The sequence below is a fragment of the Microbacterium sp. AG238 genome, from assembly GCF_003610405.1.
Lineage (GTDB): Bacteria > Actinomycetota > Actinomycetes > Actinomycetales > Microbacteriaceae > Microbacterium.
This window is the reverse complement of the sequence record NZ_RAQC01000001.1, coordinates 2,292,572-2,316,442: the sequence shown is the minus strand read 5'-3', so window position 1 is coordinate 2,316,442 and position 23,871 is coordinate 2,292,572. Positions and strand designations below refer to the sequence as shown.

At 69.3% G+C, this 23,871-nt stretch carries 21 protein-coding genes; 5 read left to right on the top strand and 16 right to left on the bottom strand.

Translation table 11 applies throughout. The features are described from left to right. Positions 1-15: 15 nt before the first annotated feature. Together DEU36_RS10875 and DEU36_RS10870 are read right to left on the bottom strand one after the other, a co-directional pair. Positions 16-912, bottom strand: coding sequence for an NAD(P)-dependent oxidoreductase (locus tag DEU36_RS10875; RefSeq protein ID WP_120264156.1), 897 nt, complete (start codon positions 910-912; stop codon positions 16-18). Between the two features lie 21 nt (positions 913-933). Next, positions 934-2,364, bottom strand: coding sequence for a four-carbon acid sugar kinase family protein (locus DEU36_RS10870; RefSeq protein WP_183045348.1), 1,431 nt, complete (start codon positions 2,362-2,364; stop codon positions 934-936). Between the two features lie 177 nt (positions 2,365-2,541). Between DEU36_RS10870 and DEU36_RS10865 the strand changes: the two genes are divergently transcribed. Next, on the top strand, positions 2,542-2,733 hold the full coding sequence (locus tag DEU36_RS10865) for a hypothetical protein (RefSeq protein ID WP_120264155.1): 192 nt from the start codon (positions 2,542-2,544) through the stop codon (positions 2,731-2,733). A gap of 7 nt (positions 2,734-2,740) precedes the next feature. On the opposite strand, the gene DEU36_RS10860 is transcribed toward DEU36_RS10865, so the two are convergent. Beyond that, the gene (locus DEU36_RS10860) at positions 2,741-3,442 is read right to left on the bottom strand and encodes a FadR/GntR family transcriptional regulator (protein ID WP_120264154.1); all 702 of its coding nucleotides are present in this window, start codon (positions 3,440-3,442) and stop codon (positions 2,741-2,743) included. Beyond that, a complete protein-coding gene (locus DEU36_RS10855; RefSeq protein ID WP_120264153.1) occupies positions 3,439-4,047 on the bottom strand; it encodes a TetR/AcrR family transcriptional regulator in 609 nt (202 codons plus the stop codon). Before DEU36_RS10855 ends, DEU36_RS10860 begins: the two co-directional genes overlap by 4 nt. Positions 4,048-4,117: 70 nt before the next feature. Between DEU36_RS10855 and DEU36_RS10850 the strand changes: the two genes are divergently transcribed. Further along, the gene (locus tag DEU36_RS10850) at positions 4,118-5,416 is read left to right on the top strand and encodes an MFS transporter (RefSeq protein ID WP_259455315.1); all 1,299 of its coding nucleotides are present in this window, start codon (positions 4,118-4,120) and stop codon (positions 5,414-5,416) included. Here DEU36_RS10850 and DEU36_RS10845 read toward each other — a convergent pair. Beyond that, positions 5,413-5,655, bottom strand: a complete 243-nt coding sequence (locus DEU36_RS10845) for a hypothetical protein (protein WP_120264152.1) — start codon at positions 5,653-5,655, stop codon at positions 5,413-5,415. The genes DEU36_RS10850 and DEU36_RS10845 overlap by 4 nt on opposite strands. A gap of 161 nt (positions 5,656-5,816) precedes the next feature. On the opposite strand from DEU36_RS10845, the gene DEU36_RS10840 reads away from it, so the two are divergent. Further along, complete coding sequence (locus DEU36_RS10840) at positions 5,817-7,058, top strand: maltokinase N-terminal cap-like domain-containing protein (protein ID WP_120264151.1); 1,242 nt, start codon at positions 5,817-5,819, stop codon at positions 7,056-7,058. Positions 7,059-7,155: 97 nt separating this feature from the next. On the opposite strand, the gene treS is transcribed toward DEU36_RS10840, so the two are convergent. Together treS and DEU36_RS16130 are read right to left on the bottom strand one after the other, a co-directional pair. After that, positions 7,156-9,453, bottom strand: coding sequence for a maltose alpha-D-glucosyltransferase (gene treS / locus DEU36_RS10835; protein ID WP_120264150.1), 2,298 nt, complete (start codon positions 9,451-9,453; stop codon positions 7,156-7,158). Positions 9,454-9,515: 62 nt separating this feature from the next. Continuing rightward, positions 9,516-10,175: a YoaK family protein gene (locus DEU36_RS16130; RefSeq protein ID WP_183045347.1), complete on the bottom strand. Its 660-nt coding sequence runs from the start codon at positions 10,173-10,175 to the stop codon at positions 9,516-9,518. Between the two features lie 526 nt (positions 10,176-10,701). Here DEU36_RS16130 and DEU36_RS10825 point away from each other — a divergent pair. Next, on the top strand, positions 10,702-11,130 hold the full coding sequence (locus DEU36_RS10825; RefSeq protein ID WP_147374391.1) for a hypothetical protein: 429 nt from the start codon (positions 10,702-10,704) through the stop codon (positions 11,128-11,130). A 90-nt stretch (positions 11,131-11,220) separates the two neighbouring features. Then, positions 11,221-12,030 carry a hypothetical protein gene (locus DEU36_RS10820; RefSeq protein ID WP_120264147.1) on the top strand — a complete coding sequence of 270 codons (810 nt, stop codon included), beginning with the start codon at positions 11,221-11,223 and terminating at the stop codon, positions 12,028-12,030. 24 nt (positions 12,031-12,054) lie between these two features. On the opposite strand, the gene DEU36_RS16125 is transcribed toward DEU36_RS10820, so the two are convergent. The 9 genes from DEU36_RS16125 to DEU36_RS10780 form a co-directional block, all read right to left on the bottom strand. After that, positions 12,055-12,231 carry a hypothetical protein gene (locus DEU36_RS16125; protein ID WP_183045346.1) on the bottom strand — a complete coding sequence of 59 codons (177 nt, stop codon included), beginning with the start codon at positions 12,229-12,231 and terminating at the stop codon, positions 12,055-12,057. Positions 12,232-12,315: 84 nt separating this feature from the next. Next, on the bottom strand, positions 12,316-14,064 hold the full coding sequence (locus DEU36_RS10815) for a sigma-70 family RNA polymerase sigma factor (protein ID WP_120264146.1): 1,749 nt from the start codon (positions 14,062-14,064) through the stop codon (positions 12,316-12,318). A gap of 101 nt (positions 14,065-14,165) precedes the next feature. Then, positions 14,166-19,712 (bottom strand): DUF6923 family protein, encoded by a 5,547-nt coding sequence (locus DEU36_RS10810; RefSeq protein WP_183045345.1) that lies wholly within the window; start codon positions 19,710-19,712, stop codon positions 14,166-14,168. A 250-nt stretch (positions 19,713-19,962) separates the two neighbouring features. Further along, positions 19,963-20,892, bottom strand: coding sequence for a helix-turn-helix domain-containing protein (locus tag DEU36_RS10805; protein ID WP_183045344.1), 930 nt, complete (start codon positions 20,890-20,892; stop codon positions 19,963-19,965). Between the two features lie 153 nt (positions 20,893-21,045). Continuing rightward, a complete protein-coding gene (locus DEU36_RS10800) occupies positions 21,046-21,570 on the bottom strand; it encodes a hypothetical protein (protein WP_147374390.1) in 525 nt (174 codons plus the stop codon). Continuing rightward, entirely contained in the window at positions 21,567-21,995 is a 429-nt protein-coding gene (locus DEU36_RS10795) for a hypothetical protein (protein ID WP_183045343.1), read from the bottom strand. Before DEU36_RS10795 ends, DEU36_RS10800 begins: the two co-directional genes overlap by 4 nt. Positions 21,996-22,059: 64 nt before the next feature. Next, positions 22,060-22,539 carry a hypothetical protein gene (locus DEU36_RS10790; protein ID WP_147374388.1) on the bottom strand — a complete coding sequence of 160 codons (480 nt, stop codon included), beginning with the start codon at positions 22,537-22,539 and terminating at the stop codon, positions 22,060-22,062. After that, positions 22,536-23,099 carry a hypothetical protein gene (locus DEU36_RS10785; protein WP_147374387.1) on the bottom strand — a complete coding sequence of 188 codons (564 nt, stop codon included), beginning with the start codon at positions 23,097-23,099 and terminating at the stop codon, positions 22,536-22,538. The genes DEU36_RS10790 and DEU36_RS10785 overlap by 4 nt, the downstream gene beginning before the upstream one ends. Positions 23,100-23,247: 148 nt before the next feature. Next, positions 23,248-23,559, bottom strand: coding sequence for a hypothetical protein (locus tag DEU36_RS10780; protein ID WP_259455314.1), 312 nt, complete (start codon positions 23,557-23,559; stop codon positions 23,248-23,250). Positions 23,560-23,871: the final 312 nt, after the last annotated feature.

Genomic DNA, 23,871 nt, shown 5'->3' with positions numbered 1-23,871 from the left:
CCGCAAGATCGGTGCTCAGCCGCGGCGCGCGGGCGCCGAGATGCGGATGACGGCGGAATCGTCCTTTTCTCCGAGTCCCTGCGCCTGCGCCAGGAGGTAGCTCTGCTCGGCGGCGGCTGCCAGCGGCGCCGGAAGCCCCGCCCGCCGCGCCGCGGTGCCGACGATCCCCATGTCTTTGACGAAGATGTCGAGGCGACTGAGCACCTCGGCACCGTCGGAATCCCAGGCCTGCAGCATCCGCGGCCCGCGGTTGCCGAGCATGAACGACGCGGCAGCACCGGCCTGCAACGCCTCGAGCGTGCGCTCCAGGTCGAGCCCGAGCCTGTCGGCGAGCGCGAGCGCTTCGGCCGCGGCGGCGATGTGCACGCCGCACAGCAGCTGGTTGACGGTCTTCAGTGCCTGGCCGTCGCCGGCCCGCTCCCCGACGACGGTCAGCGTCGAGGCCAGCTGGTCGAGCACGGGTCGGGCGACGGCGAGGGCGTCGGGGTGCGCACCGACGACGATCAGCAGGTCGCCCTCTCGCGCCCGGATCGGACCGCCGCTCAGCGGGGCGTCGACCAGCCCGATCCCGCGCTCGGCGAGCGAGGCCGCGACGTCGGCTACCCCGTCGGTGCCGACGGTGCTGGTGAGGACGACGACCGCCCCCTCCGCGAGGGCGTCGACGATGCCGGCATCCCCGAAGAGGACGTCGGCGAGTTGAGCGGAGTCACGCACTGCCACCAGGACGACCTGCGCACCCGCCGCGGCCTCGGCGGCGGAATCAGCCGGCGTCACGCTCGCTTCGGCGGCCAGCGCGAGCCGCGCGGGGGCGATGTCGAAGCCGCGGACAGGGAAAGTCTCCGCCAGGCGGGCGGCCATCGGCAGGCCCATCGCGCCGAGCCCCAGTACCGCAACCGTTGTGTTGTCGTTCATATCGAACCTTGCTCCTTCAGCTCAGGCGGATGGCGCGGGCGTCAGCGAGAGCCGCTCGACAGCGGCGGTGAGCGACCCGTCGTCGCCGACGTTGCCGGCGAACACGATGTAGGGGATCCCGGATGCCGGCCCGTCGGCCGCCTCCCAGACCGACACGATGCCGGGAAAGAGGGAACCGCGCACGCGCGCGCGGCGGATCTCGAGCCCGCGCGTCGCGACGTCGCTCGAGGTGATGCCGCCCTTGGCGATGACGAAGCGCGGCGTGACACGCGCGACGACCGTTCGGACGACCTGGACGACGGCTTCCGAGACCTGACGGGAGATGTCGAGGCTCTCGTCGGGGTCGTCGGTGCGAACGAGGGTGCGGCTGGTGTGCAGCACGACATCGCCGCGCAGCAGCGCGGTGGAGATGGTCGCGCAGGCGCGGTCGAGTTCGGCTTGCCGTTCGGAGGGATCGAGCAGTCGCGGGACGTCGAGCTCCATTACCGCCTCGAGCGGGCGGCGACGCACGAGGTCGGCGAGCTGGCGGCTGGTGAGACCGACGTGCGAGCCGACGACGACCAGTCCACCGCGGGTCGCACGATCAACGCTGAGGTCGGCGACGTCGACGGGCGGCCGACGCCGTTGTCCGATCCGCGCTCGCACGAAAGGAGGTCCCACCCGGTAGACGTACGAACGACCTTCCGCCTCGACCGCCTCGAGACCCAGCGCCAGCTCGACGAGGTCTTCTTCCGCGACCGCGTCGACCACGATGGGCGCACCCTTCGGGGCAGAACGCAGCACCGCGGCGACCGCAGCGGTGCCAGCGCGGAGGTCGTCGACGGTGACCTCGACGACATCGGCGGCGGCGACCGCCCCGCCGGTCTTCTCCGCCACCCAGTCGGCGAGCCGCGACGAGCGGAAGCCGAAGGTCGAGTCACGGGCGAACTCCGTCTCGCCGATCGGTGTGAAGCCCTCGTCCGACAGGATGCCGTGCACCCCGCGCACCGTGACGCGCCCGGCATCCGGGAACGCGGGCACGACGACGACGTTCGTCGACGCCGCGGCCCCCGACCGGGCGACCTCATCGGCGATCGTGTCGGGCTCGAGCGGGAAGTGCCCCCGGAGCGTCGAGTCGCTGCGGCTGACGAAGTCGACCCGGACGCCGACTGTCTCCGCCGCCGCGAGGGACGCGCGCACGACCTCGCGGTTGATGCGCTCAGCGTCGGCCGGTGCGAGGCTGCGCGAGTTGGTCAGTACATATACCGCGGGAGCCCCTGACGAGAACGCCCAGACCAGGTCGGCCACATCCCACGCCCCCAGCACAGGAAGGTCCGCAACGGACTGCGTCCCGGTGGGATCGTCGTCGAGGACGACGAACACGCGCCCGCTCTCGGCCACGCGCGCCGCGAGCACACCGACATCAGGACGCGTGGCATCGGGCAGGCCGGGCAGTGGTGCGGTCGGTTCCATGGGATCTCCTCGTCGTCGAGTGGCCAGCCGAGTGGCTATCAGCTGTATGACAGCATGCAGCAGGAGGGGAGGGACGTCAATCGAGCGACACATCGCGCTCGGGGGTTGCGTCGTCGCCCGCATGGGCCGCACGCTGGCATCAGACGATCGACCCGCAGGAGACGAGAGGAGTCAGACATGTCCGAGACCGCCCGCGAGCACGGCGCCGAGGTTCCCGTGGCCGACGCCGAGGAACAGCGGCATCCCGTCACACCCGACGACGGGACGGCTCCCGAGATCCCGGCCCCGACGACCGAGGCGGACGACGCCGACGTCTGGGAGCAGAGTCACGAGGTGCCGATCGACGACGACGAGCCCGAAACGACGTGAGGCCTCCTCAACCGGCCACGTAGCGGCGGAAGTCATCCAGGGTCTGCTGCAGATGGTGATCCATCGCTGCGCGGGCGGCCTCCGGATCGCGCGAGCCCAGCGCCGCGAGAATACGCCGATGCTCCTCGATCGCGTGCTCCTGGATCTCCGGTACCCGCGAGGTCTGCGCCCGGCGCTCGGCGAGCACCTCGGTCAGGGGTGCGAGCAACACCCCGAGGAACAGGTTGTCCGAGGCGCCGAGGATCACGACATGGAAGCGCAGGTCGGCCTCGACGAAGCGATCGACGTCGCCCGCGGCCGCTCCCGCGACCATCTCGTCGACGCACGCCGCGCACTCCGCCAGGGCCGCGTCGTCGACGATCGACGCGGCGAGAGCCGCGGCCTCGCACTCGATGAGGCGGCGCGTCGAGATGAGCTGCTCCGCCACGAGGGCATCGTCACCGTGCGCGGCGCGGAACCGCAGGGCGTCGGACACCGACGACCATTCCTCCACCGGCGCGACGCGCGACCCGACCCCCGAGACCACCCGCACGATGCCGCGGGCGGACAGCGTCCGCAGCGCCTCGCGCACGGTCACCCGACTGACATCGAACTCGGCGCCGATCTCGGCCTCGGTCGGCAGCGCGTCACCCGGCGCGAACCGGCCGGCGATGATGCGATCGAGCAGATCGTCGGCCACGGTGTTCACGAGAGACTTGCGCCGGGTCATCGCCCCGCCTCCCGATTCTCGAAGGCCGACCAGCCGTTCTCGAGCACCGCGAACCCCGCGTCGAGCGTCGCTTCCGGGTCGTCGCTCTCATTCACCATGGTCTGGATCTGGAGCACGAACCTCGCGAAGACGCGGATGTGGGCGTCGGGCCGCTCCTCGCCGAGCTCGGCCGCCACGGCATCGGCGAGCGCATCCTCGTGGCGCAGCCACATGCGCGCGGCGTAGTCGCGCAGGGCGGGTGTCGCGTTGAGGAAGTCCATGAACCGACGAGCGACATCGTCGCCGTGCTCGGCCGCGCCCGCACGGATCTCACGCTCGTAGTACTCGCGGATCGCCGTGGCGATCGATGCCCCGGCGGCGCGGTCGCGCACGGCCGCGACAAGGCGCTCGCGCTGCTCGTCGTCCTCGTCGAAGACCAGGGCCTCCTTCTGGCTGAAGTGCGCGAAGACGGTCGTCGGCGAGACATCGGCGGCGTCCGCGATCTCACGGATGCTGACGTCGTCGAACCCGCGTTCGAGGAACATCGCCGTCGCGACATCCGAGATCCGCTTGCGCGTGGCCGCCTTCTTGCGCTCGCGGCGCCCCACGGGCGCGATCTCGGTCATGTGGTCGATCTTAGGGCTCTCGCGCGAAAAACTGTATTGACACCAAAACTGGTATCGGTACAGTTGCGGTATGACTTCAGTTTTGTCGCGTCTCCGCCTCGCCGGCGCCGACCGCCGCTGGGTGATGCTGATCGTGCTCACCACACTCACGACGGCGGGTATGACCGTCGTCCTCCCTGTCCTCCCGTTCGTCGTGCTGCGCTATGTCTCGGGCGAGGGCGAGCTCGCCGTGTGGGTCGGCGCGCTCGAGGCCGTCAACGGACTGTGCGCCTTCATCGCTGCGCCCTTCCTCGGACGCCTGTCCGATCGGTTCGGCCGCCGCCCGGTGATCATCGTCGCCTCGTTCGGTGCGGCGCTGAGCATGCTCCTGTTCGGCATCGGCGGGGCGCTGTGGGTGCTGCTGCTCGCGCGCGTCGTCCAGGGCGCGACGGCGGGCGACCTCCCCGCCCTCTTCGCCTACCTCGCCGACATCACCCCGCCCGAGAAGCGCGCACAGCGATTCGGCCTGCTCGGGGCGCTCTCGGGCATCGGCACCATGGTCGGGCCGGCGCTCGGCGGCCTGCTGGCAGCGATCGACCTCGCCCTCCCGGTCTTCGTCACCGCCGGGATCTCGTTCCTCATCGCGACCCTCAGCATCTTCCTCCTGCCCGAGAGCCTCGAACGCACGAACCGCATCCCCGCGATCGCCGTGTCGGACCTGAACCCGTTCCTCGTGTTCCGCCGCGCCTTCGTACGCCCGGAGCTGCGCGCGCTGCTCATCGCCTTCGCGCTGCTCGCGCTCCCGTTCGGCTTCTTCGTCAACAACTTCAGCGTGCTCGCCCTCGACTCCATCGGCTGGGGACCCACCGCGATAGGACTGCTGATCGCCGTCGTCGGAGTGATCGACATCCTCGTCCAGGGCATCCTCCTCGGCCTGCTGCTGCCGCGGATGGGCGAGCGCGGCGTCATCGTGGCCGGCATCGCGGCTCAGACGGCCGGACTCGTCGCTCTCGCCGCGGTCGCCTCGCTCGTCGCCCAGCCCTGGCTGTTCATCCTCGGCGCGCTCGCGCTCGCGGCCGGACAGGGCGCTTCGCAGGCAACGCTCGACGGGGTGATGTCGAACGCCGTCGCGGCTGACGAGCAGGGCTGGCTCGGCGGAGTCACCCAGTCACTCACCGCCGCGATGGGCACGATCGCCCCGATCCTCGCCGGCGTGCTCTACGCCGGCGTCGCTCATGCGGCCCCGTACGCGCTCGGCGCCGCACTCATGGTCGTGGCCGCGATCACCGTGCTGCGCGCACGGATCGTCGACGCGGCGACGCACCACGAGGCGCCCGGCGGCGACCCGGCCGGCATCGAGGCCGGGGCTGCGTCGGGGGCCCGGGCCTAGGCGTCCTCGCCCTCGGACTGGCGGCGACCGTTGGCCACCGTCACCGCGACGAACGCCCCGAGCAGCACGATCACCACGAGGCCGGCGAAAGCGAGTACCCGCAGCTGCCGCAGATGCCATCCCGTCGCGACCTGGACGAGGACGAGGGCTGACACCACGACGATCAGCGCCACGCCGACGGCGACGCGGATGCCGCGGACGCGCCGCGCTCGCCTGTTCACCGCATCATGCCGCGACATGTCTCTCTCCGCGAGCGGCGTTCTCGGGTGCACCGCTCCACCGGTCACTATCGGTCGCTTCGGCGCGAATGTGCGTTCCGGTGCGGAACCGAGCATTACGCCTCTCCCCCGCGCGCGTCCAGCCCTTTTGCTCGGGAAGCCGGAACCGACAGTGTGGGACCGTGCGATTGACAGATGAGCTCGGCGCCTGGGCGGCGCGACAGCGGTGGTACGCCGGCAAGAGCCACCGACCGCGATTCCGCATCCTCGACGCGCAACCCGCGCCCGGCGCGACGCGCTACCTCCTCATGGACGACGCCGGCGCCCTGCCGACGCTCTACAACGTGCCGCTGGCGCGGGTGTCCGCGCCAGCCGACGGTGATGACGTCGTCGCCCGCGACGGCGACGAGTACCTCGTCGACGCGACGCGCAACACGGGGTTCACGATCGGCACGCTGGCCGAGATGGGCGTCGACGTGACACGAGTCACCGGCTCGCGCGTGCTGACGGGCGAACAGTCGAACACATCGATCGTGTTCGACGTCGACGGTGAGCCCACGATCATCCTGAAGCTCTTCCGCGCCCTCCACCACGGCGAGAACCCCGACGTGACGGTGCAGCGGGTGCTGAGCGATGCGGGGTCGCCGTTCGTTCCGAGGTTCTTCGGCAGCCTCGATGCCGAATGGCCCGACATCGGACGCGACTCCGGTTCGGCTCGCGGCACCCTCGGTTTCGCGCAGGAGTTCCTCCGAGGCGTCCGCGACGGCTGGGCAGTAGCCCTCGAAGCCGCGCGCGAGAACCGCGACTTCACCGACGCCGCCCGTGACCTCGGCATCGCCGTCGCCGGCGTGCACGGCGCGCTCGGCGCGGCGCTCGACACGACCGAGGCGGCAGCGAGGGAGGTCGGCGCGACGGGTGCGGCGTGGCGCCGACGGCTGTCGATCGCGGCCAACGAGGTGCCCGCCGTCGCGGATCGCGTCGATGCGATCGGAGCCGTGTACGACGAGGCCCTCGCCCGCCCGTGGCCGCGCCTCCAGCGCATCCACGGCGACCTGCACCTCGGGCAGGTGCTCGCCGTGCCGGCGGGAGGATGGCGCATCGTCGACTTCGAGGGCGAGCCGTTGCGGCCGATGGCCGAGCGCGCCATCCCCGATCTGCCGCCGCGTGACGTCGCCGGAATGCTGCGCTCGTTCGACTACGCCGGCGCCGTCGGCGAGGGACCCGATCCGATGGGCTGGGCTGCAGCCTGCCGCTCAGCCTTCGTCGAGGCGTACGCCGCGGCCCCCGGCGCGATCGCCCTGGACCCGGTGCTCCTGCGGGCCCTGGTGCTCGACAAGGCCGTCTACGAGTCGATCTACGAAGCCCGCAATCGCCCGGACTGGCTGCCCGTGCCCCTCGCCGGCATCGACGCCGCACTGGCCTGAGGCGGCGATACATTCGTCGGATGGGCGGTGCCCGTGTCTACCGGACGCCTCGCCGAGGCGACACCAGCACCACCGGTCCGACGGATGTATCGCCGCGTCAATCCTCGAGAGGCTCCGGCGCGCGCAGCACCAGGAACTTCGCGCCGTAGCCGGGCAGCGACACGCTGAAGCTCTGCAGGTCGTCGACGCGGCCGATCGTCTCGCCCGAGGCCGCGTCGTACACCTCGCTGCGCGGCACGAGCTGCTCGGAGCGGACCGTGCCCTCCGTCGGCTCGGGCGAGAAGTTCAGCACGGTCACCTGCATCGCGGCATCCGCGTGGGGGTCGCCCTCGTCGAGCCGGTGCACGAGCACGAGCATCCCGGCATGCGCCACCTCGGGGATGTCGACCTGCGAAGCGGTCGCGATGCCGTGCTCGCGACGCAGATCGAGGATGCCCGACAGCCGCGAGGCGAACGACTCCGGATCGTCGAGCTGCGTGGGCAGGGCGCCGTAGAGGGCGCGCCCGCGCGGCATCCCCGACGCCGAACGCGTCGCGGTCGGGTCGGCGTCGAGCAGATCGTGCGCACCCCGTTCGATCCAGCGCGTGTCGCCGGCGCCGAGCAGGTCGGCGACCTCATCGGCGGGCACCGTCAGCATTCCCACGAGGTCCCAGCCCGAGAGGGCGAAGACCCCCGGCTGCCACGCGTTGTACGCGCAGAGAAGCAGGTGGGCGTCTCGGATGCCGGGGACATCGGCGTCGGCGATGTCGTCCAGGCGTGCGATGCCGCGGGATGCGGCGATGAGCGATGTCGTCGTGCAGGCGATGCCGTTCTGCGTGAAGACGCGGTTGTAGTCGGCCGTTCCGGTGAGATGCTCGGTCAGATCGGCGCGGATCTCCTCCGCGAGCTCACTGCCGGTGATGTCGCGCCCGCGGAAGCGGTACACGTCGTCGCCGTGCCGCGTCGCCCAATGCACGAGTTCGTAGGTCAGCTCGTCGTGGTTCTGCATCCCGTGCACGAGCTGCACCGGTGCGACGCCCAGCTCGAGCGACGAGGTGAGCGCGAGGCGCAGGAACTCCGTCTGCCCCGTCGCCAGGGCGTGGTGGTAGCCCGGGCGTCCGATGAAGTCGTACGAGAGGTCGGCCCCTACCGCGCCCGTGTCGCGGATGTCCTCGATCGTGAGGTTCAGCTCCTGGAAGGTGAAGCCGCCGACCTTCCGCACCATGCCCGCGATGATGTGGTTGGCGGCATGCGAGAGGGGGTGCCCCTCCGACCAGGCGGGCAGCCCCTCCGCGCTCTTCTCGACGCCCAGGAAGCCGTTGGCGTCGAGGCGCAGCGCGCTGGTGCCGAGCTCGCCGAGCGAGTGCAGGGCGTCGCCGATCACGAGGCGCATGCCCGCGAAGGTCGGGTCGAGCCAGTTGATCGACGGCTGCCCCTGCTTGAAGTAGTGCAGGTAGACCCAGCGCCGAGTCGCGCCGTCGGGTCCGATGACGGGGGCCGTGGCGCTCCAGTTCGTCTCCTTCACCCCGGGGGTGTAGAAGATCACGCGCTGCATCGCGCCGATGATGTAGCCGCGTTCGGCGAGCTCGTGCTCGTTCGCGGAATCGAGGTTGACGCTGTCGTACCCCTCGGGGACGTCGGGGAGCAGATGCCAGTCCTCCGGCGGGATCTCGACCATGTGGTAGATCCCGGGGTAGTCCTTGAACCCCATCTCGGCCAGGCGGAAGTCGGCCCCCTTGCCGGTGTGACCCGGCACGATGTCGTCGATCACGCTGCCGCCGTGCGCGTCCGCGACGTCGCACAGGGTACGGAACTCCTCCTCGGTACCGAACGCCGGATCGATCGAGGTGCTGATGCGGTCGAAGTGGCCGTCGACGCTGGGAGTCTCGCGCCAGTCGGTGATGCCACCCGCGCGCTTCACGGGCCCCGTATGGATCGCGGTGATGCCGATGCGCTCGAACACCGACCACAGCCGGTCATCGCCGAGCGCGGCGAGGAAGGACTGGCCGGGGCGGGTGATGAGCGAGATGGGGTAGGCCGTGAACCAGACGTCGGTCGTCGAGATCGCACGGCGCGCATCGGGACGGGCGTACGGGTTGCGCCACATGGCGGGCTGCCCCGACAGCTGACGCGCGAGCACATCGGCATCCTTCAGCATCGACTGCCGCACGAGCCACTCGACGTATGAGGGGTTGCTGCCGTTCGCCGTCCGCGGGTCGGTCATGTTGCGGCGGACACTGCCGCCGCGGAACTGGTCGCGCGGACGCAATCGGCGCGGGCGAGCCGGATAGCGCTGCTCGTCGTAACTGATCTCGGGCACCTCGAGATCCGTGTCTTCGCCGTCGGTGCCCGCGGCCCCCGGGAGGGTGATCGGGGCGGTGTAGAGGTCCTCCGGCTGTTCGTCGTGGCGCGCCATACCTCAACGCTAGGGGCGGGGCCGATCCGGCGGAAAGGGCTGGTGCCCGAACGGGCGAACCATTAAGGGGTTCGCGCGCGCGTGCGCTGCATCCGGAACACGGCCGCCGCCAGGGTGAGCGCTGCGGCGACGCCGGTCCCGACCCATAGCGCGTTCGATGCGAGGGTCGACGAGGCGAGGCCGCCCGCGACCGCCCCCAGCGCGACGGCGGCCCACATCAGGAGGTGCCGCGACCAGCCCCAGCGGTCTCCGCCGCGCAGCGAGCGGACGATGCCCTGCCCCACTTTGACGAGGGCTCCCGTCATGTAGGTGACCCCGAACGCGACGTCCTGCCGCTGCGCGAGCACGGTGTTGGCCGCCCCCATGCCGAAGGCGAGCAGCGATCCCGCTGCGACTGGCGCGAACGACCCCGCCACCAGAGCAGCGGCGGCGGTGGCGACGGTGATCACGGCGAGGATGTGCACGGTGCGATCGGATGCCGGCGACGTGAGCGCGGTCCCCGCCATGACGCCCAGGACGAACGCGACGATGAGCGCGGCGGCGAGGCCCGCAGCCGACCAGTCGACGTTCGAGAGGTCGACCGCCAGGCGTGTGGTGTTGCCGGTCATGAACGAGACGAAGTAGCCGCCGAGCAGGATGAAGCCGCAGCCGTCGAGGTACCCCGCCAGCGCGGCCAGCGCGACCGCGACGGCGAGACGACGGGCGCTGAGTTGACGCACCATGCTCCCAGTCTCCTCCTCGCCGGGCCCGGACTGCGGGCGCGCGGGTACCGTGGTGCGGCGAGGGCTCGATGTCAGGGGCTTCCGCCGAGGGGGGAGAATCGTCGGTGGATGCCTCGTTCCGATCCGTCGCCCGACAGCCTCGCCGGCCTGGACTTCGGCGCACGTCCGCCCCGACGCCTCACCCGCGCGGACGTCGATGCCGCCGTTCTGCGTTCGGCGGGACTCGGCGACCTGGTCGACCGGCTCTGGCGCGAGGGCGCGGCGGCCAGCAACGCCGCACGGCGCAGCGTCACAGCGCATCTTCGTGAGCGCTTCGGCGCGCGCGACCCGCACAGTGGAGCGATCCTTCGCGTCGTGTTCGTCCTGCTGCTGCTTTCCGTGTTGCCGATCGGCATGCTCAACGGCATCCGCCTCGGGATCGAGAACACCGTGGTTCCCGGCGCGATCGTCAGCGTGGTCGTGGGAGCCGGGGTCGTCGCGGCGGTGGCAGCTGCTGGGGGGGCGACCGCTCGGACGACCGGTCGCCTTGCAGAGCACGTTGCTCGCCATCCTGCTGGTCGTCGCCGCGGGCGTGGCCTGGGTGGTCGCCGACGGCTGGGTGCGGATCGCCTATCTCGTCGGCGCCGCGCTCGCGGCGATCGCGGCGATCGTCGTCCGTGTCGTGCCGTCACGCGGTCGTTCGATGACGACGGACATCGACCACGGGGTCGAATTGGCGCACCTCGACGTCGCGGCGGAGATCGCCACCGAGCGCGAGCGGATGACTGCCGAGCTCACCCGCGAGCTCGAGGGTCGTCCTGACGTCGCCGAACTGGTCCGGCGACGCAGCGCGGCGATCGTCGAGCTTCATGCACGCGGCGGGGCGATGCAGGCCGACGAACCGGACACTCCCCCGGGCGGGTTCATCATTCAGCAGCAGACGATGCTGTGGCTTCCGGCGAGCCGGCTCGCATGATGCCACACGACTGCACCCATGTGAAGGTAGCTAGCTTTTCTAGTTAAACCGTCATAGGTTCTCGCGCAGAAGCGAGAAGGAGACACGACTATGACGACCACGAGCACGACACCCCCGGCATCGACCGCGTCATCCGGTGTGCGATGGGGACGTGTCGCGGTTCTGGCTCTGGCGATCGGACAGCCGGTCTCGTCTCTCGCGTTCGAGCTGTGGTCGCCGACGGAACTGCAAGGCGGCGCGGACTTCTCACCGATCGTTCCTCCCGGGCCGATGTTCAGCATCTGGGGCGTCATCATCTCCGCGAGCATCCTCTGGGCGCTGCTCCAGGCCCGGCGGTCAACAGCGGACTCACCCGTGCGCGACCGGCTGGTGGCGCCGAACGTGCTCCTCTACGCGGGTTTCTTCCTGTGGTTGACCGCCGCCGCGTTCGGACAGCAGTCGGCGATCACCCTGCTGCCCTTCCTGCTGATCGTGGGCGCGAACCTCGCCGCCTGGGCACGCATCTCTCACGGCCGCGACGAGATCGCGGGGTGGAAGCCCCTCGACCGGGTCACCCTCTATGCCTCGCAGGGCCTGTACGCCGGCTGGACCTCGATGGCGTTCTTCGTCAACGTCGCCACGGTCCTGCAGGGATCGGGCGCGCCGAATGACGGGGGGTGGGGCACCACCTGGCAGATCCTCGTGATCGCCGCGGCCGCTGGCCTCGCCGTCGTGTTCCTCGTGATCTCGCGGGGATCGATCTGGTACGCCGCGACCGCCGCATACGCGCTCGTAGGCGCGACGATCTCGAGCGTGGCGGCGGGCTATGCGTCGCTTCCGATCGCGCTGATCTCCGGCATCGCCCTCATCGCCGCGACCACCACCGTCATCCGTCGCCGCGTCCGCGCGCACGCCGGCTGAAGATCGGCGTCACCACCCGTCCGATCAGTCGGTCACGGCGAGCACCACCTGTGCGAAGGCGTAGGCGACGCCTGCCAGGCTGAGCCAGATCCCGAACGCGAGCACGCCGATGATGACGATGCCGCGCACGATGTCGCGGACCTCCCCGCGATCGTCCGCACGGTCGGGGTGCGGGGTGTCGATGGTGTCGAGCTGCGTCATGCGTGCGCCTGTTCGTCGGGGTGCGGCCTTCGCTCAAGAGACACCCGCACACGCGGATCGTGACGTGATCCGCGCTCGAACGATTCAGTTGGCGATGAACCGCGTCGAACTCCACGGGCCGAAATCACGGGCCTGCGGGTTCGCGTAGCGCAGGCGCATGACGTTCTCGCCGGGAGGCACGGCCAGGTACTCGTTCCATACGCCGCTTGCGGGCATCGTGAGGGTCTGGACGGTGTCGTCACCCGGCAGCATCCGCTGGATGACCGTGCCGCCCGGCGCGGTGAGCCGGAACGCGAATCGGTCGGCGTCGACCGTCGCGGATTCAGTGGGGCTCGCCGGCAGGGGCGGTTCATCGACCGTGTACGGCACCGCCCCGGAGGGCGTCGACGTGACACCCGCAACACTCTGAACAGCCTGAAGCCCACCCGTCCCGGGGGCGAGCCCCGTCGCCCGCGCCGTCCAGCGCCCGAAGGCGTCGGCGCGGGTCTCGCCGACGACCTGACCAGCCTCGTCGAGCAGTGAGATCACTGCCCCCGGCACAGCATCCGTTCCGCTGATCACCGGGAGCATCCGCGAATCGGCCTGCGAGACCGTTGCCGTCAGAGCGGCCGGCAGCTCGGAGCCGGGCTGAGGCCGCACCGGCACCGGGACGGTCGGATCGGCGGGCGCGTCGACGGAGGGCGCAGGACTCGGCCGTCCCGGGGCCACGGGAGAGACCGGCTGGTCATCGGCGTCACCTGTCGGCGTCGGAGACGGTATCGGGGCTTCGGTTTCCACCGTCGGCTCGCCCGGCACGGATTCGGGTTCGAGCCCCGGCACCGGACTCGCCGGAGCACCCGGAACCGAGCCCCGATCTGCGGACTCGACGCCGAGTTGGCTCGACCACGCCGTGATCCCCCAGACCGCGGCCGCGACCAGCAGGAGCAGAGCCGCCCCCACGCCGGCGATCACGAGCCGCCGCTTTCCCGGCCGGACGACGGGACGCGCCTCCCCCGGCCCGGGCGCCGGCGCGCCAACCGCGCCGAGGGCGAGCGGCATGGAGGGCGCCGGCGCGCTGGAGAGGTAGGTCGCGGCGCCCGCCGTTCCCGCGACGACGGGCAGCAGCACCAGCGCGAGCGTCTGCGAGATGGACCTGGCCTCGGTGAGCGCAGCCGGGCACGACTCGCAGGTCAGCAGGTGCTGATCGACGCGCTTGCGGTCGCGAGCAGACAGCGCGTCGCGCGTGTATGCGCCGAGCTCGGCCACGATCGGGCGGCACTCCTCAGACCCGGACCGCGCCAGCTGCGCGCTCACCCAGGCGTCGCGGAACCCGCGCTTGGCGCGAAGCACCAGTGCCGAGACACCGTTCGGCGAAACCCCGAGTACGTCGCTGAGCTGTCGCGGAGGCAGGCCGTCGACCTCGCTGTACCAGAGGGCTTCGCGCCACCGCTCCGGCATCGATTGGAACGCCTCGGCGGCGGCCTCATGGGCCTGAGACCTCATCGCGGCCTGCTCACCGCTCAGCGAACGATCGTCGACGATGAGCTCGAGGTCATCGTCGACTGATTCTCGGCGTGATCGGTAGTGGTCCCGGGCGACATTTCGCACGGATGCGATGAGGTACGGACGGAAGGCGCCGGTCGGCCCCTTCCCCTTGCGAAGCGCTCGCAGGAGCTTCTCGAACGTCTCGGCGACGAGGTCGTCGGGATCGAGACCGCGGAACCCGCGCGCCACTGAGAGGGCCGATCCCGCGTGATGGCGCCAAAGCTCGCCGAACGCGGCCATATCGCCCCGGCGAACACGGTCGAGCATGGCGTCATCGCGTGACCGCGCGGTGTCGTCCCACGTCGTCATCGTCTGCCTACCACCTCATGGAGCATCTCCGCCGATCGGCCACGCGAGCGGCGGCCGGGGAGGAATCCCCCACGGCCGCCGCTCGTACCGGCCTCAGACCATCACGCGGATGCTGCCTCCTGGCGGCGCCGCGCGATCAGCCACACGCCGAGCAGCACCAGAGCCATGCCGGCGAGTCCGCCTCCGGTCCAGAGTGCGCCGCCGGTGACGGCCAGCCCCGGCGGAACCACCACGGTCCGCGTCGAGCAGTCGGCATCCGCCGAGTCCTCGGCGCAGTTCGCCCCCGACCCGTCAGGGGTGACCACGACGTTGCGGAGCTCGCCGACCGAGCGCAGCGTGACCGAGTACGTCACCGTCACACTCTCACCGACGCCGACCGCACCCGACCACGACAGCACGGGCTGCTGGTATTCGGCGCCAGCGGTCGCATCGCGGTTGTAGGACGACACCCGGAGCGCTGAGGTGAGATCGTCGGTGAACGACGCGGGGCGCTCGTCCGTGTAGGCGACCTGTCCGGTGTTCGTCACGGTGACGGTGAAGGTGACACGGTCACCCACGGTTGCCCGCTCAGCCGAGACATCCTTCGTGACGCGGTAGCTCGCGATGGGAGTGTCGGTCTCGCAGGCGCCCTCGCAGCGGCTGCCCGGCGCGTCGCCGAATACCGCGTTGCGCAGTCGCCCGTCACCGGTCGCCGGCTGGTTCACCGTCACGGTGTAGGTGATCGCGACACTCTCACCGATAGCGAGCGGACCCGACCATGCGAGCGTCGTCCCGTCGACCTCGGCCCCGGAGGTCGCGTCGTCGTTGTACGTCGCGTCATCCAGCACGCCCGACAGGTCGTCGCGGATCGATGCCGGCGCCTCGTCGGTGTAGGCGACCTGACCGAGGTTCTCGACGACGACCGTGTAGGTCACCGTGCCGCCGAGGACGACGTCCTGCACGTCGGCCGACTTGGAGACGCCGTAGGTGGCGATCGGGGTCTCGGTGGCGCACTGACCCTCGAGGCACTCACCGCCGGGGCTCGAGGGAGCAACGACGTTGCGCATCTCGAAGTCGCCCGCCACCGGATCGTCGACGGTCACCGAGTAGGTCACCTGGATCGACTCGCCTACGGCGACCGGGCCGGCCCACGTCAGCGTGTCGTCGGCGACCTGTCCGCCGAGCGAGACGTCGCCGTTGTAGCTGGCGTCGTCGAGCACACGCGAGAGGTCGTCTGTGAACGATGCGGGGTTGTCGTCGGTGTAGGGCAGGGCTCCCGTGTTGGTGACGGTGACCGTGTAAGTCACGGTGTCACCGGGAAGCGCTGTCGCGGGCGACACCGACTTCGCGATGGAGTACGACGATGCCGGAACGTTCGCCACACACGCGGGGTCCGTCGATCCCTCGACGCAGTTGCCGCCCGAGTCCGGGGGCGTCACCACGGTGTTGTCGAGGCGCCGGTCGCCGGTCGCCGGATCGTTGACCGTCACGGAGTACGTGATGGTCACGGTCTCACCGACTCCGAGTGCACCCGACCAGCTGAGCTCCGGCGCGGTGTACGACACTCCTGCCCCCGTCGTGCTCGTCGCATCGCCGTTGTAGGTGGCATCGTCGAGCACGCTCGAGAGGTCGTCGGTGAACGAGGCAGGGGCGTCCGCCGTGTACGCGACCTGACCGGTGTTGGTGACCTGGATGCTGTACTCGACGGTGTCGCCGGCGACGACCTCCGTGGTCTCGGTGGACTTCACGACCCGGAACGCGCCCACCGGGGTGGTCGTCTCGCACACGCCCTCGCAGCTGCCGCCAGGGCCCGAGGGGGTCACGGCGTTGCGGAGGTCGAAGTCGCCGGTCACGGGGTCGTCGACCGTCACGGAGTACGTGACCTCGATTGTCTCGCCGACGGCCAGCGGACCGGACCACGTCAGGGTGTTGCCCGACACGGTCGCCCCGCCGGTGGCGTCGTCGTTGTACTTCGCGTCATCCAGGACCCCCGACAGGTCGTCCTCGAACACCGCCGGCTCGTCGGCCGTGTATGCGACGTCGCCGGTGTTGGTGACGGTCACCGTGTAGGTGACGACGCCGCCGGGACGGACCGTCGCGGAGTCCGACGACTTCGACACCGTGTATGACGCGACAGGCGTCTGCGTGGTGCACGTGCCATCGGGGTCGCAGCTGCCGCCCGGGGCCGTCGGGACGACGGCATTGACCAGCTCGCGGTCGCCCGACAGCGGGTCGTTCACCGTGACGGAGTAGGTGACGGTGGCCGACTGTCCGATGGCGAGCGGACCGGACCACGTCAGCGTGTTCTCCGTGACGGCGCCGCCGGCGGAGACGTCTCCGTTGTAAGTGGCGTCGTCGAGCACACCGCTGAGGTCATCGTCGAACGAGGCCGGGTTCGCGTCGGTGTAATCGACCTGACCGGTGTTCGTGACGACCACGGTGTAGGTGATCGTGTCACCGGCCATCACTTCGTCGGCGCTGGCCGTCTTGGCGACGGTGTACGACGCAACCGGAGTGGTCGTCTCGCAGGCACCCGGCAGGCACTCGCCCGTCGGGTCGCCCGGGACGACCACGTTGCCGAGGCTCGAGTCACCCGGGACGGGGTCGCCGACCGTGACCGAGTACGTGACCTCGGTCGTGGCGCCGACGCCCAGCGGACCGGACCAGGACAGCGTGTTCCCGGTCACGGAGCCGCCCGTCGACACATCGCCGTTGTACGTCGCGTCGTCGAGGACCGCTGAGAGGTCGTCCGTGAACGTCGCGGGGTCGGCGTCGGTGTAGGCCACGGCACCCACGTTGGTCACGGTCACGGTGTAGGTGACGACCGAGCCCGGAGTCGTGGTCTCGACATCGACCGACTTCGCGATCGTGTAACCCGCGATCGGCGTGACGGTGCACGTCTCCGTCTCGGGGTCGCACGGACCGGCGGGCGGCGTACCCGGCGGAACCAGGAAGTTCGCGGCCTGGTTGTTGCCTCGCTCGCCGAATGCCTTCACGGCGACCGTGTAGGTGACCTCCGCGGTCGCTCCCACCGCGAGCGTTCCTCGAATGGCGAGGATGTCATCGGTCGGGCCCGTAGCGGTGACCGACGGCGTGTCGGACTCGACAGTGCCGGTGAGGCTCGCGTCATCCAGAACATCGCTCAGGTCGTCGTCCTGCGCCACGTCGACCTGAGTGGCTCCGGTGTTGGTCACGCGCACGGTGTAGGTGAGTTCGGTTCCGGTGCGGACCGGCGACTCGGATGCCGTGACCGACTTGGTGTACGCGACGCCGGTGATCGGCGTGCTGGTGCAGTTCGGCTGCTCGGTGTCCGTCGGAACGCACACCCCGCCCGCGGGGGGCGTCTCGCCCGGCGCGAGAAGGAAGTTCGAGGCGACGCTGTCTCCCCGCTCGCCGTCCGGACGCACCGTCACGGTGTACGTCACCGTGTAGGTCGCGCCGACCGGAACGGAACCGGTGACCGCGATCCGCGAACCGTCACGCACGGCGGTGAGGCCGTCCGCGCTGGTCGGCTCGGACGTGACGTCGGCGTCGTCGAGGACGTAGGTGAGGTCATCGACGGCGTCGATCGTGGCGGCGGTCTCGCCGTCGTTGTCGAAGTAGAGCGTGTAGGTGATCGTCGATCCGGCCACAACCGGGTCGGAGGACGCCTGAGCACTCTTCCACTGGCTCAGCAGCGCGCCGGGAACCTGCACGCGATCGCAACTCTGTGCACCGGGCGCGGTCTGGTCGGTCGGCACGCAGGCGGAGTTGCGGAGAATCTGGTCGCCCTCGCCCGTGTAGGTCACGGCATAGGTGATCGTCGCCTCGGCGCCGGCCGCGAGCGGGCCGCTCCACGACAGGGTGTTTCCCGAACGCGTCACGGTGCCGGTCGTGGCCGTCAGGGAGGCGTCGTCGAACGTGGCGTCGTCGAGGACGTCGCTCAGGTCGTCCGTTGCGGTCGCCGGCTCGGCGGCGGTGTACGCCCCCGGGCCCGCGTTGCGCACGACGATCGTGTACGTCGCCTGCTCGCCCACGGCCGGAAGTTCGGTGGTGCTCGCGGACTTGTCGATCGTCAGACGAGGCAGATCGAACGTCGTCACAGCGCACGGTTGACCGGTCGCGTTGTCCACACCGCCGGTCGCGGGGTCGCAGCTGGGCGGAGTCGTCACGGACGGGTCGTCCGGAACCCAGGCGACGTTACGCACGGCACCGTCGCCACCGGCCTTCAGCGTCACGCTGTAGGTGATGTCGACCGACTGCCCGACGGCGAGGGCGCCGGACCACGAAATGCGCGACTGCTGGTAGGCCAGCGCGCCGGTACGGGATGCTGCGGCGTTGTCGTCGTAGGTCGCGTCATCGAGCACACCCGACAGGTCGTCGAACACGACCGCAGGGTTTGCCGTTGTGTAGTCTCCAGCTCCGGTGTTGGTCGCGCGCACCGTGTAGGTGATGACATCCCCCGGGCGCGAGTCCGCAGTCGCATTGGACGTTTTCGTCACGGCCAGAGCCAGAGCACAGGACTGCACACTGTCCTGGTTGTTGGCGGTGTTCGGGTCCTGCTCGTTACCGACGACGGTGGCGGTGTTGGTGATGCACGCAGGAGGTGAGACGTTGGTGTCGGCGCTAATGGTGAACGTCTCGCGTTCGCCGACGCCGAGGCGTCCACCGGTGACAGTGACGGTCGAGCCGTTGACGCTCGACCCGACGTCTCCCGTGACCTGAGGGTTGCTGAGGCCCGCGGGCAGCGCGTCGGTGACGGTCCAGCCGCTGGACACACCCTGACCGTTGTTCACGACGGTGAACTGATAGCTGATGCGCTCGCCCGACGTGAATGTCGCCGGCCCGGTCTTGTCGATCGAGAGGTCGGCCGGCAGACCGGGGATGGACGTGCCGTCGTTCCGGTTCGAGCCGGGGCCGGTGACCTGAGAGATCAATCGGAACGTGGGCTGCGCCGATGCGCCGTTGAGGATCTCGACCTGATAGACCGTCCCGCTTTCGTTCGCCGAGAAGCCGAGGTTGCCGTTGCCAAAGTTCCACGCCGCGCCGTACCCGCCGGTGGTGGCTGGCAGAAGAGCGGGAAATGTCGTGGTGACGCCCGTGTTGACGTTGAGCCGCCGAACCTGACCAGTCGTGCTCACTCCCCACGCGTATCCATCTTTGAATGCAAAGTCCTGGACCAGAGGAGCACTGTCCAGGGCGACGCGGCGGGCTATCGCTCCCGTCGTCGCGTTGATGCCCAGCATAGATGTCTGCGGGCCCGAGTCGGAGACGTAGTAGAGCCCGTCGGCCGGATTGAATGCGCCAGAATACCAACGCGTGGAGGTGCTCCCGGTGTGCCTGTACACGGTCGTCCCGACGCGGTTGACCGTACCACCCTGCCCGATCCGCACAAGCGAACCGGCGGGGATCGCGGCGGTGCCGATCTCGACCATGCCGTATATGTAGCTGTTCGCCGGGTTGAAGCCGATGGCGTTATAAGTGAGCGGCGCGGGCCCGCCCTCATCCTGGAACGTAAACTGCCCTCCGCTGCCGGTGGTCTGCGCACGTTGGAGCTGCGTCGGAGTGCGCTGCGCGATGTAGACGACCGGCTCGCTGGGATCGAACGGGTCGCCGTCGGCCGCGTTCGCTGGAAGCGGCGAGGACAGGTTGACCGCGACGAGCGCAGCAGCGGCGAGGCTCCCGATCACTATCGATGCGAGCGCCCGCCGGAAGTGCCCGCGCACAGGCGGCTTTCCGCTACGCGTTGTTCCCACGGTGGTATTCATCTGTTCCCCGTCCGTACGTCATTTCGGGCGCGGCGCGCCCTGGCACGCCTCCCAGCCGGAGCATAGGGAGGCCATCACCTTCTCCACGGTTCCTTGCGCGAAACGTGACGCGACTCTCATGAATCTGCGCGATCCGCTACGTCGGGCGACGTCGCACCCGCGGCGGAATGCTTCAGGCCGACGGCTCGCTGACCTTGCGCATGGCTCGGTGCAGCGACTGGCGGGTGCCGAATCCGGTGGTCCGCGCCACCGTGTCCAAGGTCATCGTGGGGTTGTGACGCCGGAGCTCCGTCGCCGCCTTCAGCCGGATCTCGAGGAGGCATTCGGAGAACGTCCGCCCCTGAGCGCTCAGCGCGCTCTGCACCGTCCGCGTCGAGACGCCCAACAGGCTTGCAACGGCGGAGAGCGACAGCGTCGGCGAGGCATACTCACGGAGGAGGACCTCCATGACGGCGTTCGGTAACGACGGCTCGGGCACGTCCTCACCCAGAATCGCCACAACCAGCGAACAGGCGATCTCGCACGCCGCCTCGCCCAGGGGGGAGACACCGGCCTCCGCCACATCCGACTCGATCGCGCACAGGGATTTGACGAACGTCACCATCGGACGCATCGAGGCCCCGCTGCCTGCTTCCGCGCTGATGCGATCGAAGCCCATCCGCCGCCGACGTGCGAAATCCGCGGCATCCAGGCTGATGAAGACCAGCTCGGTCGATTCCGTCGCTTCGAATGTCACCGGTTCCGTGCCGGGAGGGACCAGGAACACCGTCCCCCGCCGAGCGACGACGGGAGCTTCCGAGGTGACCCGCATCGCCCGATCTTCGGCGGCGATGACGACGGCGCGGTCTCGGGAGTGCTGATCGCGCGGCCACACAACGGTCGCCGCCGGGAGCCTCACGTGAGCGAAGAGGTAGCGCCCGACGCGGACGAGGTTGGCACGCAGCACCGCGTCCGCGTCGCGAACCGCCGCGAACCCGATGTTCGCTGACGACATGTAGGACGTCAGCGGCAACAAGCCGAGCAGCGTCTCACGACCGTCTGCACGGAACTTGTTGAGTTCGAGTTCGCCTCCCCGAGCGACGAGCGGGCGTCGACGACGCATGTGCATGCCCCCTTCGTGGTGACCGACGGCACTGGTTACAGATCCTTCTGTAATCAAAACATCTCGGACGAGTCGCTGTTGATTCGTCGCGCGCCAGCTGATCCCGGGTCTTCTTCGGAGCCGATGGGCGAACGGATGGGAGTGGGGAACGATCTACTCCGCCGGCGGTTCCCCTTCACCGCACGCAGAGACGCCCAGCAGGGAGACGACCGTGCGGCCGTCCAGATCGATCACCTGGACGTCGAGGAGCATGCCGCTGGAGTGCTTCAATGCGATGGCGGGCACCGATACCTGGACCGTCTCGAACTCACGGAACCCGTCGCCCAGACGAGCCGGGAGCGCTTCGATGAAGGCAGAACCGTCGAACCCCTCCTCGGGGGCAACTGTCCAGCGCGTCGAGTAGTAGAAGGAGTTTTCGGCGCACTTCCAATAGGGCGAGTCGGACGGCCGAACCTCCGCAACCCCGCCGGGAACCTCATCCGCGACGCGCTGCATCATCGCGTCCGTATCAGCACGCACCTCATCGATCGTCGGCCGACCTGTCATGACACAACCAGTGATCGTCGTCGCTGCCAACGCGAGTATCGCTGAAAGCGCGACGCCTTTCGCGCGCCTCGAGGGCGGCATCTCGGAAGCGGCGTCTGCGCCGTACGGTGGTCTTTCCAAGGTGGGGATCATCTCGCCGGAGGCTGTCCTACCCCGCAGGCAGTAAGACCGAGCAGATCGATAACGATGCCTCCGTCGATTTCGAGAACCTGCACATCGAGCACCGTCCCGCCCGAATGGTCCAGAGCGACAGCGGGCGACGTGATGTCCACCGTCTCTGCGACCACGAAGTCCTCACCCAAGCGCCCGGGAAGCGCATCGACGAATGCTTCTCCGTCGAATCCGGGCCCCGGCATGACGCCCCACTGGATGGTCGCGTAGTACGTACCGTCGCCACAGTCTCGGTAGGACGGGTTAGGGGTGTCCACCGTTACAACTCCGCCGGGAACCTCGTTCGCAATCTGTTGCAAGAGCGCCTCGGTCTCCGCCTGTGCCTCTTCGAGCGTCGGTCGCTCCACCATTGCACAGCCCGCCATAGCCATGGCCGTCAGCGCCACAGTGAGGACAGTCGAGAAAGTACGCCTGGGTGTCATCAGATATCCGCTCGCCGGCAACAGCCCTTCACTCTGCCTCGCGATGGCCATCACCGCATGGCGCGAGACCGAGCAGGTCCACGACGATGTCTCCTTCGGTCCCGAGTACCTTGACGTCGAGGACAGCCCCGCTGGCGTGATTGAAGGCCACGGCTGGGGACTTGATGTCCACCGTCTCGGCGATCACGTAATCAGAACCAAGGCGGCCGGGGAGCGCGTCGACGAATGCTTCGCCGTCGAAACCCGGCTGTGGCGTGACTGCCCAGCGGTTGATGGAGTAGTACCCGCCGCCGTCGCAAGCCAGGTACGCCGAGTCGGGAGTTCGCACCTCGACGACACCTCCGGGGATCTCGTCCGCGATTCGTTGCATCGCGGCCTCGGCCTCAGCCCGTGCTTGTTCGAGCGTCGGTCGCCCTGCCATCGCGCACCCCGCCATCGTCATGCCCGCCAGCGTCAGAACTGCAGTGACCGACACTGCACGGGACCGCTTCATTGATTCGCTGCTCATTCGGTCGGCGGCTCGCCATCGCCGCATGGCGCGAGTCCAAGAAGATCGACAACAACAACACCGCCGACCGACTCAAGGACCACGACATCGAGGGCCGCGCCGCTGACGTGGTTGAGGGCCACGGCCGGGGACTTGATGCCCACCACCTCGGCAACAACGAAGCCATCACCCAATCGCTCGGGCAACGCGTCGACGAACGCTTCACCGCCGAATCCGGGCCCTGGCGTGACAACCCAATGGTTGATCGAGTAATACCCGCCACCGTCGCAGGCCAGGTAGGCCGAATCAGGGGTACGAACCTCGACAACACCATCGGGAACCTCGTCCGCAATCTGCTGCAACACGGCCTGAGTCTCAGCCTTCGCCCGCTCGAGCGTCGGTCGCTCAGCCACTGCGCACCCCACCGTCGCGAAACCCACAAAAGCAAGAACAGCGACGATCGACATGCCCCGCGCGTGCCTCGTTTGTTCGCCACCTCCGCGAGAATGCATTCGGCCCGCCGCGCCGATCGTGGTTGCCGACGAGCGACGCGTGTCGAAATGCACGGAAACGTCGGTCATGCCGCCCTCCTCAAGGCATCACCAGCCTATGAGCGCAGTCGACGAAGCGAATCGCACGAACGGATGAGAATTCTTCAATCACGGCGCGCCAGCGCGAAAGAAAAAGCCCCGGTCGCAGCTGGCGCTGCGCCGGGGCGGGTCGTCGACATCAGGTCGGGCGATCCGAGCGCGGCCGCGACGGGCTCATCCGCCCGGCGATCAGTACTGCGATACCGATGAGAGCGACGACGCACGCCACTCCCATCACGACTGCATCGTGGGGCAGCATCGAGCAACCGATCGACGTGTCCTCGTGATCGCACGTCCGCCAGGGCTGTGCGAAGAAGAGAACTGTGACCAGACCGCCGGTGATCGCAAGCAGGCTCCCGAGCGCCATCAACCGACGCCGGCGCCGCCCATGAGCACCGCCGTTCTTCGCACTCTCGACGAGGGAGCGACGGCTCACGGGCTTGTTTGGCATGGGACTTTCCTACCGCACCGGGCAGCCCCTCGCGGCTCTACCCGAAGGAAGATGCCGTCGGTCGCAGCTGGTGCTGCGCCGGGGGCGATTCGAGGGGGTCAGCCTCCCGCAGGCGGCTCGTCGCGGGTTCGGCTTCGGTGCAGCGAGAAAAGATCACGAAGAGAACCGCGCCTTCCCCGGCGCCGCCAGCCCACCCTGACTGCGCCCGCCCGGTACATGCAGAAAACCCCCGGATAACCGGGGGTTTTCATTGGCGGTGACGGTGGGATTTGAACCCAATTCGAGGGCTTTGCAAGGATGCCACTTTCGCGA